Genomic DNA, 16,594 nt, shown 5'->3' on the forward strand with positions numbered 1-16,594 from the left:
TCGCTGAATGATTCAAACGATCAAGATCGTCATCCTCACTCAACATTCGCTCGTTGTTCAGTTTTCAAAGAACAATTTGTAACTCGTAAGTTACTTTCTTTTCTTCACCGCCGTTCAGCGGCGACTTGATTAATATATCATGTTCTCGAATTGAAGTCAACAACTTTTTTGAAGTTTATTTCATTCAATTGCGATATTTCCTCTTCAGCAGCATACTTGTTCATATGCTTGCTCCAGAAGGGAACAAAAAATAATTTATCATAAACCCACAGAACCGTCAAGATGTTTAGGACATGTTTTTTAATTCCATATCGTTTCATAGGCAAATAGCGATCATAGACTTCTGATCTTACCCGCTCCAAGAGTCTCCCCTATATGCGATAATCGATATTCACGGCATTGGCATGATTCGATGATTACGAACATAGCGAGATAGATCCTTCGGAGTTGCGATACGCGCATACATTCTGAATACGGTTCGATAGCGGCTTGCGATTGCTTGCTTTACTTCAAGGTCTAGTCGCTGGTCACTCATATCAAACAGCATCTCATCTAATTCTTTCCGAAGCATAAAGCCTAATTCCTTGCATTCCTGTTCATTAAACATAAAGCCCAACACGCTCTAAGCACCCTCCTCTAATATAGCAACTGGCCGTATCAGCCACTTGGGTCGAAAATGCATACAACAGCAGCACTATCCTTTAAATAGAAACAACAACCACCACTTAAGGACCGCTTTACTGTTATGCACATTTTTCGGCAATTTTATCACTGAGGAGGGAAGCGATTTTCAGAGCATTGCTACTTCATAGAGTCAGGGGCAATAACATCATACTCAAGCAGCCGCGTTTGAAACCAACCAGAACGTGATTGTGCTCTCTATAATAGCCGCGACCAACAGCATCACTGCTATCCAGACAGCACCCGCTCCCGTCTTCTTCGCCCACATCTGCAATGAGATGCTGTCCGGACGAGAACGATATTGCGGACTCATACGCTGCATGGCTAATATACCGTATCTCATACCGTACGCTGCAGCGATAACGACAGCCGTCATTTCGAGCACTCCGTGCGGCAGCAAGCCTCGTACAACCACATTCCACAGATCCGCATTGCTCATCGTTACAATCTTAATAAGAAAGCCCAGAACCATTCCGTTAAGAACCAATGTAATGACGGGAAACAGTGCAAACACGATGCCTGCAAACATCATAAATACAGCGACCATAAGATTGCGATAGAAGATCGTGATAAAGAAGCTCAATTCTTGGTTATCTGAATTCGATGCTTGAGCCGCCAGCTGCTCTATTCCTTTTAATTGTTCTGTTAGGAATCCGTGCAGCGCTTCAGATGAATAACCAATAAGATACCCGCCTATCAGCAGCAACGCCGCTACGACAATATACCATTTGATCTCTGCACAGGTTCGTAAAAATGATTTAAAGCTTAACATTCCTTCACCTCTATAACTCGTGTTTTTAATATGCTTGCTTAGGATACCTGCAAGTAAGTCATATTTGATCGCGCTCTACCATACCATTTATTATACAAGCGTGACAAGCCTACTGTGGCATGCCCGCTAACGTTAGCTACGTTACGAGAGGAGCGCACGTTGCATGAATTCATTTTACGTAATCAGTGGTAAGAAGATGAAACGCATATTCTTCCTCATCGTCGCCGCGCTGTTTGCCGCAGGCGTCGTATATGTGGAGAGTGACAACATCATGGTATTTTCAGAAGGAAGCAACCCTTCCGCCATTTATAGTGTGCCGACTGACAAGAAAGTGATCGCCCTTACCTTCGATATTAGCTGGGGAGACAAGCGTGCACAACCCATTCTAGATATCCTGCAGCAAAAAGGAGTACAGAAGGCCACCTTCTTCGTATCATCCCCATGGGCTAAGACTCACCCTGCTATAGTGAAAAAGATCGCTGACGCCGGTTACGAGATTGGCAGCCATGGCCACAAACACGATTATTACAGCAGATTTAATGAGGAAGACATCCGCAAGCAGATCACGATCGCCCATCAATTAATAACCGATGTGACTGGTAAAGAACCGAATCTGATTCGGCTTCCGAATGGAGATTTTGACAAACGCGTTCTCCAGATCGCTGACGATCTCAATTACAAAGTCATTCAATGGGATACCGATTCACAGGATTGGAAAAATATCGGAGTGGACAATATCGTGAAACGCGTCACCGACCGAGCGCATCCGGGTGATATCATACTGCTCCATGCCAGCGATACAAGTAAGCAGACACATCTTGCCCTCCCACTTATTATTGATGAGCTTCGGCAGAAGGGTTATGAGTTCGTCTCTGTATCTGAGCTGATTAATCAAACCGATGTCAAAAGCAAGACCATTCAAGACAAGACCACCATTCAGCAGCACCTTCACGATGCAGGCGGAATGTAATCTATTCTTGATCGCAATAAAGAGCTGACGGTTATCCGTCAGCTCTTTGTAGTTATTACTGGAGACTGCGCCTGATCAGAAGCTGATTGCGCGTTGTTATTCAACAAGCGGTGCAGCAGCAGAATCTGATAAGCATTACAGGTTACTAAAGGGATAAACACAAACCATGTAGCCACTTGGCTAATATTGAGCGCAGAGAGCGTTTCAATATAGGTAACCACAATCATGAAGAACATCGACGGGATAAATGCTAATGAATTCGTCGCACGCGCTTTATAATAAGCAACAACTACTGCGATCACCAGCATAACTGCACCAAGCAGAATGTCGACGGCCAAGCTCTGTCTCTCCCCCATGAACGTTCGCAGAAACATGATGTCCAGCAGCACGAGTACAGTTACTACGATTTGAATGTACTGCCATGATTTTCGGAATATACCCAGCGCGATATTGTTGAGAGTCAAATACGCAAAAAAGCCCATCTGCGCAAATACGCTAACCATAAACCCGCTGAGACCCAGCTGTAGAATGTTGACGATAATGTCAACTGGACCCTTAAAATTGGTGAGCTCCTGCTGGAATAATTGCATCGACAGCCCTGTCAGCAGCATTACTGCTCCCCCTACACAGAGCGTCGTCCAAAACAAAAAGGACCATTTCTTAAAATTCAAGGGGCTTCACCTCCGCAATATTCATATTTTACCAGTGTTCTCATCAAAAAACTATTGCTTTCAGACATAATTCATAATTTTAATTCCCATACTACGCATTAAAAGCAATTGCGGAAGGTGAAGAAAGGAGACCGGAAATCCATGCGATGTAAGAGTATCTGTACTGCATGCTTAGGATTAGGACTTATGTTCATTGTGTCAGCCTGCGGAATGGAGTCACAGGCAAGCAACAATTTAAATTATAAGGAAGTTAAGACCATGGTGGTCGATATTCTAAAGACTGAGGAAGGAAAAAAGGCCATCACGGAAGCTCAATCCGGCGGCAGCTCAGGAGGAGGCATGAAAGCACAGGCTCTCACGACGCAGCAGGAGGAGCAGTTAAGAACAGCCGTTAAGGACACCCTAACTTCATCCGAATATAAAGACGTCATTGAGAAAGTGATGAAAGATCCAAAATTCGCCGGTGAATTCGCCAAGGTCGTAAACAAGGACAGTAAAAATATTCACAAAGAACTTATTAAAGACCCCACTTATCAAAAAGCAGTTGGCGATATTATGAAGTCACCTGAGGTCATGAAAGCATACATGGATATTACGAAATCACCAGAGTATCGCAAGCAGCTCATGGCTATCATGAAGGAATCCATGAGTTCTCCGCTATTCAAACTTGAAGTTATGGACCTCTTAACTAAAGTTGTCCAAGAGGAACTGCAGCCGAAGAAAGAAGGCGGTCAAACAGGTGAGGGAGAAGGAGGAGGAGAAGGCACCTCAACCAAAGAAGAAGGCGGCAGTGGTAAAGAGGAAGGCGGCGGAGGCGGTCAGGATCAGTCGAGCAGTCAGTAACTATATACGCGCATAAAAAGGCTGTCGGTTGCCCGACAGCCTTATCTATGCATACTGTTATACGTCCCCGCGTTCGATCATCTCGCGAGCCATGTCCATGTACAATGCGCCAATAGCTGTATCCTGCTTGTATACGGATGGAGAGAAGTCCGGCTCGGATGGATGATTATCCGGTGCACCGAGCGGGATCTGAGCAATTAGCGATGTGTGCAGCGCTTCTGCAAGCTTGCCTCCGCCTCCGCGGCCGAATACGTACTGCTTCTCACCGCATGACGCGCATTCCACGTAGGCCATATTTTCCACAACACCAATGATCTCATGCTTCGTCGTAATCGCCATAGTTCCCGCTCTGGCAGCTACAAATGCAGCCGTTGCGTGCGGCGTGGTCACAATAATCTCTTTGCTGTGCGGAATCATCTGATGGATGTCGAGTGCAACGTCCCCTGTTCCAGGCGGCAAATCGAGCAGCACAACGTCAAGACCCCCCCACTCCACCTCTTGAAAGAAGTTGCGAAGCATCTTGCCCAGCATCGGACCTCGCCATACCACTGGGCTGTTGTCTTCCACGAAGAAGCCCATAGACATGACTTTCACGCCAAATCGCTCGATCGGAATGACCCGTTGATCAACGACAACCGGACGATCTTCAATCCCCATCATATCCGGGATACTGAAGCCATATATATCAGCATCAATCAGTCCTACCCTCTTGCCGTGTCGAGCAAGCGCAACCGCCAGATTGACGGTCACCGTCGACTTGCCGACACCGCCCTTGCCGCTCGCAATCGCCAGGAAGGTTACGTTGGAACCTTCCTCGAGAAGCGGACTAAGGCTGTCCAAGCCCGCGCCATGGCCTATTGGGGCTTCCGATCTCGACGCAGTCTTAGGCTGAGCCTGTGAATCCCCAAGCCCTGCCGCTTCCAGCTCCTGTGCGGAAGCTAGACGAACACGAACATGTACATCCTTGAATCCAAGCTTCTGCAGCTGTGAGCGTATTCCTTCCGTGAGCGATTCTCTCACATTCGCATCTGCTGCATCCGGCACAAGAATAACGGTAAGGGAAACATGCTCAGGCTTGACCATAATATCGCGAATCCATTGAAGTTCTACTAAGGATTTGCCGCTAAGCGGCTCGATGACCCCTTGAAGCGCTTCTAATACTTGTTCTCTTGTACTCACTGCTGTACACCCCGTCTCTATATGCTGTAACTATGAATGCATGTATACTACTGCTTTTCTAGATCATTATACCACACCGTTAATCTTTACCAACTGTTTCTCCAGACACATATCGCAGAATTCCCTTATATACAGACGCAGCCACCTTACGCTGATAATCCGCATCAGCAAGCAGCCTCGATTCCTCCGGATGGGATAGGAAACCAACTTCTATTAATGCTGATGGCACCTGCATCATGCGCAGCAGATAAAGATCGCGATCATCCGGCTTCGCTACACGCTCTGTATTTTCCAAGTTGCGCCGAATCTCTTCCTGAATGAGCTTGGCCAGCTGTTTATTAGCCGGAAGATCATTGCGGTAAAAGGTTTGTGCGCCGCTCCAACGATTAGACGGTATGCTGTTCATATGTATACTCACAAATATATCAGGATTCTTCTCCTGCAAATATTGAACACGGCGTTTCATATCCTGCGATTTCCGTGCCCGGTATCCCTTCGCATCAGAATCAGCCAGATCCTGGTCAGTCTCACGCGTCATCACGACAACAGCCCCAGCTTGCTGCAAATAGTCTCTTAACGCCAGTGCAATGGCCAGATTGATGTCCTTCTCAATCACACCTTGACGACTAACAGCTCCTCCATCGACCCCGCCATGACCCGCGTCAATCGCTACTATTTTACCTGATAACGGCAATGTCCAATAAGTCCACGTCTTCTTCACGGGCAGATCCGTAGTCATGATAACTAATACTAATAGAAGCAGGCATATACTAATGCCCCACTGACGCACTCGCCGAAGCGACACCCAGAACATTCTTGCACTAGGCTTGCGCTGCGGCGGCAGCCATTCCTTCTGCTTGTCAGTTTCTCCTGTGGAAGATACATTCTGGTCAATTCCTTTCTTAAACAACACAAAGTCCACCTCCGTCCCCATAATCTCTACTCAACTATATGGGGCAAGGTGGACAATTATACGCATGTCCTGAACTATGTTAGATGTGCTGCGGCTGCTCGGCCATACCTTCTATTAAGATACGCGCGACCTCCGGACGTGAAAATTCAGGAGGCGGACATTCGCCGTTCCGCAGCAGGGCGCGCACCTTAGTTCCTGATAGTGCGATATGCTGCTCTTGCGAATGCGGACACGTCTTGCTGGAGGCCATTCCGCCGCACGCTTTGCAGAAGAAGCTATGCTCATAGAACAGCGGCGTTATACCCAGCTCCTCAGGCTTGAAACGCTGGAATATTTCCTGCGCTTCATACGTCCCATAATAACTGCCTACACCCGCATGATCTCTTCCGACGATGAAATGGGTGCACCCGTAATTTTTGCGAACGATAGCATGAAATATCGCTTCCCTAGGGCCCGCATAGCGCATTGCGGCAGGAAACACACCTAAGAATACACGATCCTTCGGATAATAGCCGTCAATTAACGCTAGATAGCTCTTCATTCTTACATCTGCAGGTACGTCGTCCGACTTCGTCTCACCCACAAGCGGATTCAGAAACAAGCCGTCTACGATTTCCATAGCACTCTTCTGAATGTATTCATGCGCTCGATGGACAGGATTTCTCGTTTGGAAGCCAACCAAGGTTCTCCAGCCTCTCTCCGCAAACAATTGCCGCGTTTCCGCTGGATCATAGTAATACTCCTGAAAGCGTTCTGGCTTCGGCCGCTCTACGACATGAATACGTCCGCCTACTCGTATCGTCGGCTGGCTCAGCAGCCTCTGAACGCCTGGATGAACAGGATCAGACGTCTTAAATACGTTGATCGCCTCATATAACGGATCAATCGAATAGATGGACTCTACCTCGATCGCACCATACAGGATATCGTCTTCTTCTCCGACGAGACTAGCCAGTGAACCTATATCTAACTTAGCAGCCGTATCCGGGCCTACTGCGAGCGTAATCGGTATACTCCATACAGTTCCATCCGACAAGCGCATATGGTCAACCACACGATGATAATCTGCTTCTGTCATAAAGCCTGTTAACGGAGAAAAGGCTCCAACACCGATTAGATCCAGGTCCGACATCGTCCAACGATTGATGGGGATAACAGGACGATCTTGAAGTGCTACTAACAGCCTATCTCGTTCTTCACCTTTGACCCGGCGATCAATCAATTCCCCTCCATGAGCTGGTATGGATATCATGCATGCTTCTCCTTCCACTGCATCGTTATTTGTGCAAACCACACTCTGTCTTCTCATTCCCGGACCATCGTCCAGCTCGCGGATCTTCTCCAGCCTTCACTTGTCGGGTACAATAGGTGCAGCCAATACTCGGATAATCTCGATCATGCAGTGGATTGTATATGACCTTGTTTTGTCGGATATAAGCCCATACATCGTCCGATGTCCATGCGGCAAGAGGGTTAAACTTTACTAGTCCAAACTTAGTGTCATACTCCACCTTCTTGGCATTAGCCCGTGTGGGCGCTTGATCGCGTCGAATTCCGGTAATCCACGCCTCATATTTAGTTAACATATTCTTAAGTGGTTCAACTTTACGAATATTGCAGCAAGCATTCGGATCTCTTTCCCATAATTGATCTCCATATTGCTTGGCTTGCTCTTCTGGAGTCAATGAGGCGGCTACACGGATAAAGTCAACTTGGTAAGCCTCCTGTAATCGATCTCGCGTCTCATACGTCTCCTTAAAATGAAATCCTGTATCCAAATAGAATATATCCACCGATGGTTTGATCTTCTGCAGCATATCAACGATCACAACATCTTCCGCTCCAAAGCTGCATGCAAAGGTCATGTTAGGGAATGTTTCAACAGCCCATCGGATCACTTCTTCGGCAGAAACATGTTCGAATTGCACAGCTTTCTCCGCAACTATGATTTCTTTCTCAAATAAGTTCACGGATCTCACCCTCCACATCCATAATACCTAGTATTTCGCTATGTTTTATTGTGTATATAGCGTATTCCAATTACCATGATTTGTCAATGTGTTTTTCTCAGTACCTACACACCATATTCATAACGACATCATGGGGTGCAGCCTATGGTTAAACAGGTGAGTAAACAGATGAGATGTTGATCGGAGGATAGAAAAAAAGCCTCCTTCGCCGAAGCGAAAGAGGCTTGTGTGTAAGTTCCAAATTAACGTTTGGAGAACTGAGGTGCACGACGAGCTGCTTTGAGACCGTACTTCTTACGTTCCTTCATACGAGGGTCACGAGTCAAGAAGCCAGCTTTCTTCAATGCAGGACGAAGTTCTGGATCTGCCTTAAGCAATGCACGGGAGATACCGTGACGGATTGCGCCAGCTTGACCAGAGATACCGCCGCCATGAGCGATTACCAAAACGTCGTATTTGCCGACTGTTTCTGTAAGGTTCAATGGTTGCTTAACGATAAGCTTCAAAGTTTCCAAACCGAAATATTCATTAAGGTCACGTTTATTGATAACGATGCGGCCTTCACCTGGTACGAGGCGAACACGCGCTACGGAATGCTTACGACGACCTGTCCCATAGTATTGTACTTGTGCCATGAAACTGTCCTCCCTTTTATTATCCGCGAAGTTCGTAAACTTCAGGATTTTGTGCTTGATGCGGATGCGCGGAGCCTGCGTATGCTTTAACGCGAAGCTTCATCTTGTTACCCATGCGAGTCTTAGGAAGCATGCCGTGTACAGCAAGTTCTAACATACGCTCAGGCTTGTTAGCCAGCATCTCGCCAGCAGTTGTAACTTTCAAACCGCCCGGATACATGGAGTGACGATAGTATTTCTTTCCTTGCAATTTATTTCCTGTCAATACAACTTTATCAGCATTGATGATGACTACGAAATCTCCGCCGTCAACATGTGGTGTGAAAGTTGGTTTGTGCTTGCCGCGAACAAGTGCAGCAGCTTCGGAAGCGAGACGGCCAAGCGTCTTGCCTTCAGCGTCGATAACGAACCATTTGCGCTCAACATCAGCTGGTTTCGCCATGTAAGTAGTACGCATGAAATATCCTCCTCATTACTAACGTTCAATCTTAGTAGCTTTATATGTCGTTCAATCATATGCTCTGTATCAAATAAATCTTGGCGGTTTCTTTATTGGGGGCCGTGGGAAGCCATAAAGAAACACAAATGTTATTATACAATATCAATGTCCAATAAGCAATGTGTTTTTTTTAATGAATCATTGGAAACTGCATTCGTTTGCTGCAGCTTCTCTTCATCATAACCCACATGCCATAGCATCAACCCATGAGGCATGGCGGTAGGACCTGCAGCACTGCGATCGCGTGCTGCAAGTATACCTTCCATATCCTCTGGTTTCAGCTTGCCTTCTCCAATGCGGAGCAGAGTCCCAACAATGATCCGGACCATCTGATACAGAAAACCGCTCCCTGTCACATATAGGTGGATTCTCCCCCGCCCAGCCTCACCGGTCGGGCTTGGTTCAACTTCCAGCCTTGCATCATACAGCGTACGTACATGGTTTCGCTTAGTTGATTTCGGCGAAGCGAAAGACGTAAAGTCATGCTCACCTAAGAGATACTTTAACGCCTCACGCATAGCATCTATCTGAAGCGGCTGATGATGATGATACTCAAGATGCCTCCGGAACAAATCCGGCTGCCGCTCTGCCCATATCGTGTAACGATACGTCTTGCGCTTCGCCGAGTAACGAGAATCAAAGTCAAGCGGCACTTCCCACGCGTCCATGATGACGATATCATCTGGCAGCCACGTATTCAGTGCAAGCGCCCATCGCCTAATTGGAATAGTGGATGACGTGTGAAAGTTAAACACTTGTCCCTGCGCATGCACACCTGCATCAGTGCGACCTGATGCCGATATGGTGATTTGTTCCCGTGTTAACTTCGCAATGGCTGCTTCGATTTGTCCCTGTACGGTATTCAGATCCGGTTGGATCTGAAATCCGCAGTATGCGGTCCCCTCGTAGGCAACGGTCATAGCCACATTTCTCATGCTTGCCTCCATCATACATACGCCATGATCGACATGGGATTTCTTGATGCGCACGATGCGATAAAAAGAAAAGCTCCTCAAGGGGAGCTCTCTTTCAAGCCGCTATGTGCGGTAGTTAATGCATCAACCCGCACTTACGCACGGTCAACGAGTTCCAAGTACACCATAGGCGCAGCGTCGCCACGGCGTGGTCCAAGTTTCAAGATGCGTGTATAACCGCCCGGACGTTCTGCATAACGAGGTGCAATCTCCGTGAACAGCTTTTGGATAGCGTCTTTTTCACCATCAACCGTTTCGCGGCGTACGTATGCAGCCACTTGACGGCGAGCGTGCAAGTCACCTTGCTTCGCCTTTGTGATGAGCTTTTCAGCAATAGAGCGAACTTCTTTCGCTTTCGCTTCAGTTGTTTGAATGCGCTCGTATAGGAACAAGTCGGTTACCATGTCGCGGAACAAAGCTTTACGCGCACTAGCATCACGACCCAACTTTTGGTATGCCATGTAGTTTCCCCTCCTTCGTCAACAGATCCCGATTAATCTTCCATTCGCAGACCCAAACCGAGCTCTTCAAGCTTCTCTTGAACTTCTTCCAAAGACTTGCGGCCCAAGTTGCGGACCTTCATCATGTCTTCTTCCGTCTTCGTGATCAGCTCTTGCACGGTATTGATGCCTGCACGCTTCAAGCAGTTATAGGAACGAACGGAGAGATCGAGCTCTTCGATAGTCATCTCGAGCACTTTCTCCTTCTTGTCTTCCTCTTTTTCGACCATGATTTCAGCGTCTTTCGCTTCGTCCGTAAGACCTACAAAGAGCATCAGATGCTCTGTAAGAATCTTCGCACCAAGGCTGACTGCTTCTTCTGGACGAACACTGCCATCGGTCCATACTTCAAGCGTAAGCTTGTCGTAGTTCGTTACTTGCCCTACACGCGTATTCTCAATTGCATAGTTCACGCGTGAGATTGGCGTATAGATCGAATCAACAGGAATGACACCAATTGGTTGGTCTTCATTCTTGTTGCGATCGGCGAGCACGAAGCCACGTCCACGATTCGCATATATGCGCATATGGAGTCTGGAACCTTGAGCTAATGTCGCGATGCGGAGATCCGGGTTCAAAATTTCCACATCACTGTCCGCACGAATATCACCGGCAGTGATAATACCTTCGCCATCCGCATCGATTTCAAGAATCTTCTCTTCATCAGAGTGAATCTTAAGGGAGAGTGCTTTCAAGTTCAAGATAATTTCCGTAACGTCTTCATAGACACCTGGAATCGTCGAGAACTCATGCAATACTCCATCGATTTGGACGGATGTTACTGCCGCGCCGGGCAAAGATGAAAGCAAGATACGGCGGAGGGAGTTCCCCAGCGTCGTGCCATAACCGCGTTCAAGCGGCTCGACAACAAACTTGCCATACGTTCCATCTTCACTGACTTCTACGGTCTCAATTTTCGGCTTTTCGATCTCAATCACTAATAACCCTCCTTCAAAACGTCGCTGGCGTAACTGTGAAAACACCTTGGTCGGTCGAATCGTGCAGTAGTTTGCCTAAACAACCATTATTACCAGTAGGCGTTAGTTGTATACGACAAGTGCCACGCGTTCAATTATACGCGACGACGTTTTGGTGGACGGCAGCCATTGTGCGGAACTGGAGTAACGTCTTTAATCGCGCTAACTTCCAATCCTGCAGCTTGCAAGGAACGGATGGCAGCTTCACGACCAGCACCTGGACCTTTAACACTAACTTCTACCGTCTTCATTCCATGTTCCATTGCTGCTTTAGCAGCAGATTCAGCAGCCATTTGCGCAGCAAACGGTGTTGATTTACGGGAACCGCGGTATCCTAAGTTACCGGAGCTTGCCCAGGAAATTGCGTTTCCGTGCGGATCCGTGATCGTTACGATCGTATTGTTGAATGTGGAACGAATGTGTGCCACACCAGTCTCAATATTTTTACGGTCACGACGTTTTGTACGTACAACTTTTTTCGGTTTAGCCATTGCTACTTATCCCTCCTTACTTCTTCTTATTAGCTACCGTACGACGAGGGCCTTTACGTGTACGAGCATTAGTTTTAGTACGTTGACCACGAACAGGCAAGCCGCGGCGGTGACGGATACCACGGTAGCATCCAATCTCAACCAAACGCTTGATGTTCAGGGAAATTTCACGGCGGAGGTCACCCTCTACCTTTACATTCTTATCGATTGCTTCACGAATTGCGTTTACCTCGTCTTCAGTCAGATCACGAACACGAGTATCCTTGTTTACACCAGCCATAGCGATGACTTTTTGGGAAGTTGTTTTCCCAATACCAAAAATGTATGTCAAGGCGATCTCAACGCGTTTATCACGTGGCAAGTCTACACCAGCTATACGAGCCATTAACGCTACACCCCCTTCTTAACCTTGTTTTTGTTTGTGTTTCGGATTTTCACATATTACCATAACATTACCTTTGCGACGAATGACTTTGCATTTTTCGCACATCGGCTTTACAGAAGGTCTTACCTTCATGATGATAACCTCCCAGTCCTTAAGTTGCACGCGTCAAACCATCAAGTATTATCCTGAACGGTCCGCAAGTGCATGCAGTGCGCTATTTAGAATCTCGAGTGCTACTTTCGATATGTGATGCGACCTTTACTCAAATCGTATGGTGACAACTGTACGACCACTTTGTCCCCAGTCAGGATACGGATGAAGTGCATCCGCAGCTTTCCGGAAACGTGGGCTAGAATTTGATGTCCATTCTCAAGCTCTACTCGAAACGTAGCATTCGGCAACGGCTCGATGACCGTTCCTTCAACTTCAATCACGTCTTCTTTAGCCAACGTCATTCTCCTTTCTCATTCCCATTTGCAGCGGCCAGTGTTTCCGCGTACTTCGCGATGATGTAACGGAGTTTACTGTTTGTTACCCGTCCGCTTTCACTTAAACTTTGACAGACCTCATGGCTTATCGCTTGCTGCAGCTCCAGATGGAGCACACTTTTGCGTTTTGGCTGGTCAAACTTTCGCTTGTCCCCGTCCGCTATGTGGACGAATTTCGCATCCGCAATACCGACGATGACGGCGATCTTACCTTGATCGCGACCTTGGCGTACTCTGACGAATTGACCAATCTGTGGTGCCGGAATGCTGCTCATCCCATTCACCTACTCTTGCAACTTCGTCAAAATCTCACAACCGTCTTGTGTAACGGCTACTGTATGTTCGAAGTGAGCACACAGCGATCCGTCCAACGTAACGACCGTCCAGTTGTCCGCCAATGTCTTCGTGTGACGTTCCCCGATGATAACCATCGGTTCAATCGCGAGCGTCATGCCCGGCTTCAACCGAGGTCCGCGGTTTGGAACTCCGTAATTCGGAATCTGAGGCTCTTCATGAAGATCCGTACCGACTCCGTGACCTACATACTCACGCACGACTGACATCCCCGCATCTTCGATTACGCGCTGAATCGCGTGGGATACCGTATAAAGACGAACATCCGATTTGACCAGTTCAAGTCCGGCAAAGAGCGAGCGCTCTGTCACATCGAGCAGCCGCTGGGCTGCTTCCGATATGGTGCCGACGCCATATGTCCAGGCGGAATCACCGTGATATCCGCGATATTGCGCGCCGATATCAATGCTGATGATGTCGCCTTCGTTAAGTTTGCGTTTGCCAGGTATACCGTGCACCAGCTCTTCATTGACTGATGCGCAAATGCTACCGGAAAAACCGTTGTATCCTTTGAATGAAGGAGTTGCGCCTTGGCTTAGAATGAACTTCTCCGCGATGGCGTCTAGTTCACGTGTCGTGATTCCTGGTTCGATGTGTTGAGCCATAAGACGGTGCGTTTCCGCAACAATTCGCCCAGCTTCCCGCATGAAGCCTAGTTCCACTTCGGACTTACAAATGATCATTCGTGTTAACCTCGCAGTAAAGATACGACTTCAGACGTCACCGTATCGATTTCCTTCTCCCCGTCAACTTGACGCAACAAGCTTTTAGCTTCGTAGTAATCAAGTAAAGGAGCCGTCTTATTGATATATTCGTCAAGACGAGTGCCGACCTTCTCTTCGGAATCATCCGAACGTTGGTACAGATCGCCTTGGCATTTATCGCATACGCCTTCTTGCTGTGGCGGGTTAAATATGACGTGGTACGTCGCGCCGCAAGACTTGCAAATACGTCTACCTGTCAGACGCGCCAGCAATAATTCACGGTCAACGCTCAGGTTGATGACATGGTCAAGCTTGCGTCCCATCGTTACCAGCATGTCGTCCAGAGCTTCCGCTTGCGCTAATGTGCGAGGAAAGCCGTCCAACAAGAAGCCAGTATCACAATCCGGTTGTGCGAGACGTTCACGTACGACACCGACTGTGACGTCATCCGGAACGAGCAGACCTTGATCAATGTATTCCTTAGCCTTTAGGCCGATTGGCGTACCTTCACGCATTGCTGCGCGGAACGCATCGCCTGTGGAGATATGAGGAATACCGAACTCCGCAACAATTCGTTCAGCCTGCGTTCCTTTACCTGCCCCAGGAGGCCCCATGAATAGAATGTTCATCGAATGTCACTCCCCTTATGATAAGCATAGGCTTAACTTACGTCGGAAGTGGTTTGCTTTCGATGGCATTCGTTAAGCCTCTGCTCTACGAGAAACAGCACAATAGGTGCCGAGGTGCCTTGACGGCCCCATCAGAACCTATATGCCTATTTATTGATAAAACCTTTGTAATGACGCTTAATCAACTGGCTCTCGATCTGCTTCATCGTATCAAGCGCAACGCCGATAACGATGAGGAGCGAGGTACCACCGATCTGTACTCCTTGCGGCAAGCCAGCCAGTTTTCCGAAGATTACTGGAAGGATAGCGATGGCCGACAAGAAGAGTGCACCTGACAGCGTCAGACGAGTCATAACGCGAGTCAAGTAAGTCGCCGTTGGTTTGCCAGGACGAATACCTGGAATGTACCCACCATTCTTTTTCATTTGATCCGCCATTTGCTGAGGGTTCATTTGAACGAATGTGTAGAAGAAAGTGAATCCAACGATCAACAGGACATATAGTACTGCGCCGAGCGGCTTATCATACATTAGATTTGCACTCACCCATTTTGCCCATGCTTGATCCGCCCAGAACTGAGCGATCGTAGCCGGGAACAACAACAACGACGATGCAAAGATGACAGGGATTACGCCCGCGCCATTCACTTTAAGTGGAATGTGCGTGTTTTGTCCGCCATACATCTTGTTGCCGACAACTCGTTTCGCATATTGCACAGGAATCTTGCGTTTTCCTTCTTGAACGAAGATAACTGCGACGATCAAGAGGAATACTACTAGTAGGATCACAAGCACTTTAGCGATGCTAAGGAGCATTGGTCCCTCGCTCTCAATGAATTGATCACGATAGATATCCATGATATGTTGCGGGAATGCCGCCACGATACCAGCAAAAATGAGAATCGAGATGCCGTTGCCAATCCCCTTCTCGGTGATCTGCTCACCAAGCCACATGAGGAAAGCTGTACCAGCTGTAAGGACAATAGCGATCACGAGGTAACTCGAAAAAGTTGCATTCGGAACCATTGCCAAGCCGTACATACGGTTAAAGCCAATAGCAGTACCGAATGCTTGAATCAGACCCAAGACTACCGTACCGTAACGAGTAATCTGAGCTAACTTGCGTTTACCGACTTCTCCTTCTTTCGCCCATTGTGCAAATTTCGGGATGACATCCATCGTCAAAAGCTGCACAATGATCGATGCCGTGATGTACGGCATAATACCAAGAGCGAAGATCGAGAACTTAAATAACGCGCCACCAGAGAATGTGTTCAGCAATGTGAACAAATTCCCTTGGTCATTGGCTGTCTGAAAAACCGATGTATCAACACCAGGTACCGGAACAAATGCACCGATGCGATAAACGATCAATACCAAGAGCGTAAAAATAATTTTACGTCGCAGATCATCGACTCGCCATATATTCGATACAGTCTTGAACATTAGATCACCTCGGATTTGCCGCCGGCAGCCTCGATCTTCTCTACGGCAGATTGAGAGAACTTGTTAGCTTTAATTACTAGGCTAACAGAAAGTTCACCGTTACCCAAGATCTTGATTCCGAACATTGGGTCTTTAACGATGCCTTGTTCCATCAGCAATTCCGGAGTTACTTCAGTACCTGCAGCAAAACGGTTCAAGTCAGAAACGTTCACAACGCAGTACTCTTTACGTGTTGGGTTCAAGAAACCACGCTTTGGCAAACGACGGTACAATGGATTTTGACCGCCTTCAAAGCCTGGACGAACACCACCACCGGAACGAGCATTTTGACCTTTGTGACCACGTCCTGCTGTTTTCCCGTTACCGGAAGCAATACCGCGACCGCGGCGGAAGCTTTCTTGACGTGAACCAGGTGCTGGAGAAAGTTCGTGTAACTTCATCGTTCATCGCACCTCCTTATTAAATTTGCAGTAATTTACATGTTTTTTCAAACATTTTGTTTATGTTGAAGCTA

Annotated in this window: 23 protein-coding genes; 2 read left to right on the forward strand and 21 right to left on the reverse strand. The window is 47.5% G+C overall.

Annotation, left to right across the window (positions count from 1 at the left end; genetic code table 11):
• Positions 1-391: 391 nt before the first annotated feature.
• Together AC3WTP_RS21130 and AC3WTP_RS21135 are read right to left on the reverse strand one after the other, a co-directional pair.
• On the reverse strand, positions 392-619 hold the full coding sequence (locus tag AC3WTP_RS21130; RefSeq protein WP_492396615.1) for a hypothetical protein: 228 nt from the start codon (positions 617-619) through the stop codon (positions 392-394).
• A 216-nt stretch (positions 620-835) separates the two neighbouring features.
• Positions 836-1,453, reverse strand: coding sequence for a stage II sporulation protein M (locus AC3WTP_RS21135; protein ID WP_492396616.1), 618 nt, complete (start codon positions 1,451-1,453; stop codon positions 836-838).
• 163 nt (positions 1,454-1,616) lie between these two features.
• Here AC3WTP_RS21135 and pdaB point away from each other — a divergent pair, with 163 nt between their 5' ends.
• Complete coding sequence (pdaB, locus tag AC3WTP_RS21140; RefSeq protein ID WP_492396617.1) at positions 1,617-2,423, forward strand: polysaccharide deacetylase family sporulation protein PdaB; 807 nt, start codon at positions 1,617-1,619, stop codon at positions 2,421-2,423.
• A 38-nt stretch (positions 2,424-2,461) separates the two neighbouring features.
• Here pdaB and AC3WTP_RS21145 read toward each other — a convergent pair whose 3' ends face one another.
• The gene (locus tag AC3WTP_RS21145) at positions 2,462-3,094 is read right to left on the reverse strand and encodes a KinB-signaling pathway activation protein (protein WP_492396618.1); all 633 of its coding nucleotides are present in this window, start codon (positions 3,092-3,094) and stop codon (positions 2,462-2,464) included.
• 141 nt (positions 3,095-3,235) lie between these two features.
• Between AC3WTP_RS21145 and gerD the strand changes: the two genes are divergently transcribed.
• Positions 3,236-3,937, forward strand: coding sequence for a spore germination lipoprotein GerD (gene gerD / locus AC3WTP_RS21150; RefSeq protein WP_492396619.1), 702 nt, complete (start codon positions 3,236-3,238; stop codon positions 3,935-3,937).
• Between the two features lie 57 nt (positions 3,938-3,994).
• Here the strand turns inward: gerD and AC3WTP_RS21155 are convergent, their stop codons facing one another.
• The 18 genes from AC3WTP_RS21155 to rplO all read right to left on the reverse strand — a co-directional run bounded on the left by AC3WTP_RS21155 (position 3,995) and on the right by rplO (position 16,520).
• The gene (locus tag AC3WTP_RS21155; protein ID WP_492396620.1) at positions 3,995-5,116 is read right to left on the reverse strand and encodes an Mrp/NBP35 family ATP-binding protein; all 1,122 of its coding nucleotides are present in this window, start codon (positions 5,114-5,116) and stop codon (positions 3,995-3,997) included.
• A 79-nt stretch (positions 5,117-5,195) separates the two neighbouring features.
• Entirely contained in the window at positions 5,196-5,930 is a 735-nt protein-coding gene (gene cwlD, locus AC3WTP_RS21160) for an N-acetylmuramoyl-L-alanine amidase CwlD (protein ID WP_492396676.1), read from the reverse strand.
• Between the two features lie 178 nt (positions 5,931-6,108).
• The gene (sat, locus tag AC3WTP_RS21165) at positions 6,109-7,281 is read right to left on the reverse strand and encodes a sulfate adenylyltransferase (protein ID WP_492396621.1); all 1,173 of its coding nucleotides are present in this window, start codon (positions 7,279-7,281) and stop codon (positions 6,109-6,111) included.
• A gap of 25 nt (positions 7,282-7,306) precedes the next feature.
• The gene (locus AC3WTP_RS21170) at positions 7,307-7,999 is read right to left on the reverse strand and encodes a phosphoadenylyl-sulfate reductase (RefSeq protein WP_492396622.1); all 693 of its coding nucleotides are present in this window, start codon (positions 7,997-7,999) and stop codon (positions 7,307-7,309) included.
• A 242-nt stretch (positions 8,000-8,241) separates the two neighbouring features.
• Positions 8,242-8,634, reverse strand: a complete 393-nt coding sequence (rpsI, locus tag AC3WTP_RS21175; protein ID WP_085499048.1) for a 30S ribosomal protein S9 — start codon at positions 8,632-8,634, stop codon at positions 8,242-8,244.
• Between the two features lie 19 nt (positions 8,635-8,653).
• On the reverse strand, positions 8,654-9,091 hold the full coding sequence (gene rplM, locus AC3WTP_RS21180; protein WP_492396623.1) for a 50S ribosomal protein L13: 438 nt from the start codon (positions 9,089-9,091) through the stop codon (positions 8,654-8,656).
• Between the two features lie 134 nt (positions 9,092-9,225).
• Positions 9,226-10,068: a tRNA pseudouridine(38-40) synthase TruA gene (gene truA / locus AC3WTP_RS21185; RefSeq protein ID WP_492396624.1), complete on the reverse strand. Its 843-nt coding sequence runs from the start codon at positions 10,066-10,068 to the stop codon at positions 9,226-9,228.
• 134 nt (positions 10,069-10,202) lie between these two features.
• On the reverse strand, positions 10,203-10,568 hold the full coding sequence (rplQ, locus tag AC3WTP_RS21190; RefSeq protein WP_458570891.1) for a 50S ribosomal protein L17: 366 nt from the start codon (positions 10,566-10,568) through the stop codon (positions 10,203-10,205).
• Positions 10,569-10,600: 32 nt separating this feature from the next.
• The gene (locus AC3WTP_RS21195) at positions 10,601-11,545 is read right to left on the reverse strand and encodes a DNA-directed RNA polymerase subunit alpha (protein ID WP_492396625.1); all 945 of its coding nucleotides are present in this window, start codon (positions 11,543-11,545) and stop codon (positions 10,601-10,603) included.
• Between the two features lie 134 nt (positions 11,546-11,679).
• Positions 11,680-12,075 (reverse strand): 30S ribosomal protein S11, encoded by a 396-nt coding sequence (gene rpsK, locus AC3WTP_RS21200; protein ID WP_492396626.1) that lies wholly within the window; start codon positions 12,073-12,075, stop codon positions 11,680-11,682.
• Between the two features lie 16 nt (positions 12,076-12,091).
• The gene (rpsM, locus tag AC3WTP_RS21205; RefSeq protein ID WP_458570888.1) at positions 12,092-12,460 is read right to left on the reverse strand and encodes a 30S ribosomal protein S13; all 369 of its coding nucleotides are present in this window, start codon (positions 12,458-12,460) and stop codon (positions 12,092-12,094) included.
• Positions 12,461-12,478: 18 nt separating this feature from the next.
• Positions 12,479-12,592, reverse strand: coding sequence for a 50S ribosomal protein L36 (gene rpmJ, locus AC3WTP_RS21210; protein WP_037291536.1), 114 nt, complete (start codon positions 12,590-12,592; stop codon positions 12,479-12,481).
• 101 nt (positions 12,593-12,693) lie between these two features.
• Positions 12,694-12,909: a translation initiation factor IF-1 gene (gene infA / locus AC3WTP_RS21215; RefSeq protein ID WP_006676514.1), complete on the reverse strand. Its 216-nt coding sequence runs from the start codon at positions 12,907-12,909 to the stop codon at positions 12,694-12,696.
• Between the two features lie 2 nt (positions 12,910-12,911).
• The gene (locus AC3WTP_RS21220; RefSeq protein WP_492396627.1) at positions 12,912-13,223 is read right to left on the reverse strand and encodes a hypothetical protein; all 312 of its coding nucleotides are present in this window, start codon (positions 13,221-13,223) and stop codon (positions 12,912-12,914) included.
• Positions 13,224-13,232: 9 nt separating this feature from the next.
• Positions 13,233-13,985, reverse strand: a complete 753-nt coding sequence (map, locus tag AC3WTP_RS21225) for a type I methionyl aminopeptidase (protein ID WP_492396628.1) — start codon at positions 13,983-13,985, stop codon at positions 13,233-13,235.
• Positions 13,986-13,990: 5 nt separating this feature from the next.
• The gene (locus AC3WTP_RS21230; protein ID WP_492396629.1) at positions 13,991-14,635 is read right to left on the reverse strand and encodes an adenylate kinase; all 645 of its coding nucleotides are present in this window, start codon (positions 14,633-14,635) and stop codon (positions 13,991-13,993) included.
• Between the two features lie 146 nt (positions 14,636-14,781).
• Positions 14,782-16,080 (reverse strand): preprotein translocase subunit SecY, encoded by a 1,299-nt coding sequence (gene secY / locus AC3WTP_RS21235; protein ID WP_492396630.1) that lies wholly within the window; start codon positions 16,078-16,080, stop codon positions 14,782-14,784.
• Entirely contained in the window at positions 16,080-16,520 is a 441-nt protein-coding gene (rplO, locus tag AC3WTP_RS21240; RefSeq protein WP_492396631.1) for a 50S ribosomal protein L15, read from the reverse strand. Before rplO ends, secY begins: the two co-directional genes overlap by 1 nt.
• Positions 16,521-16,594: the final 74 nt, after the last annotated feature.

Source organism: Paenibacillus sp. EB106-04-04-XG159 (genome assembly GCF_058791835.1).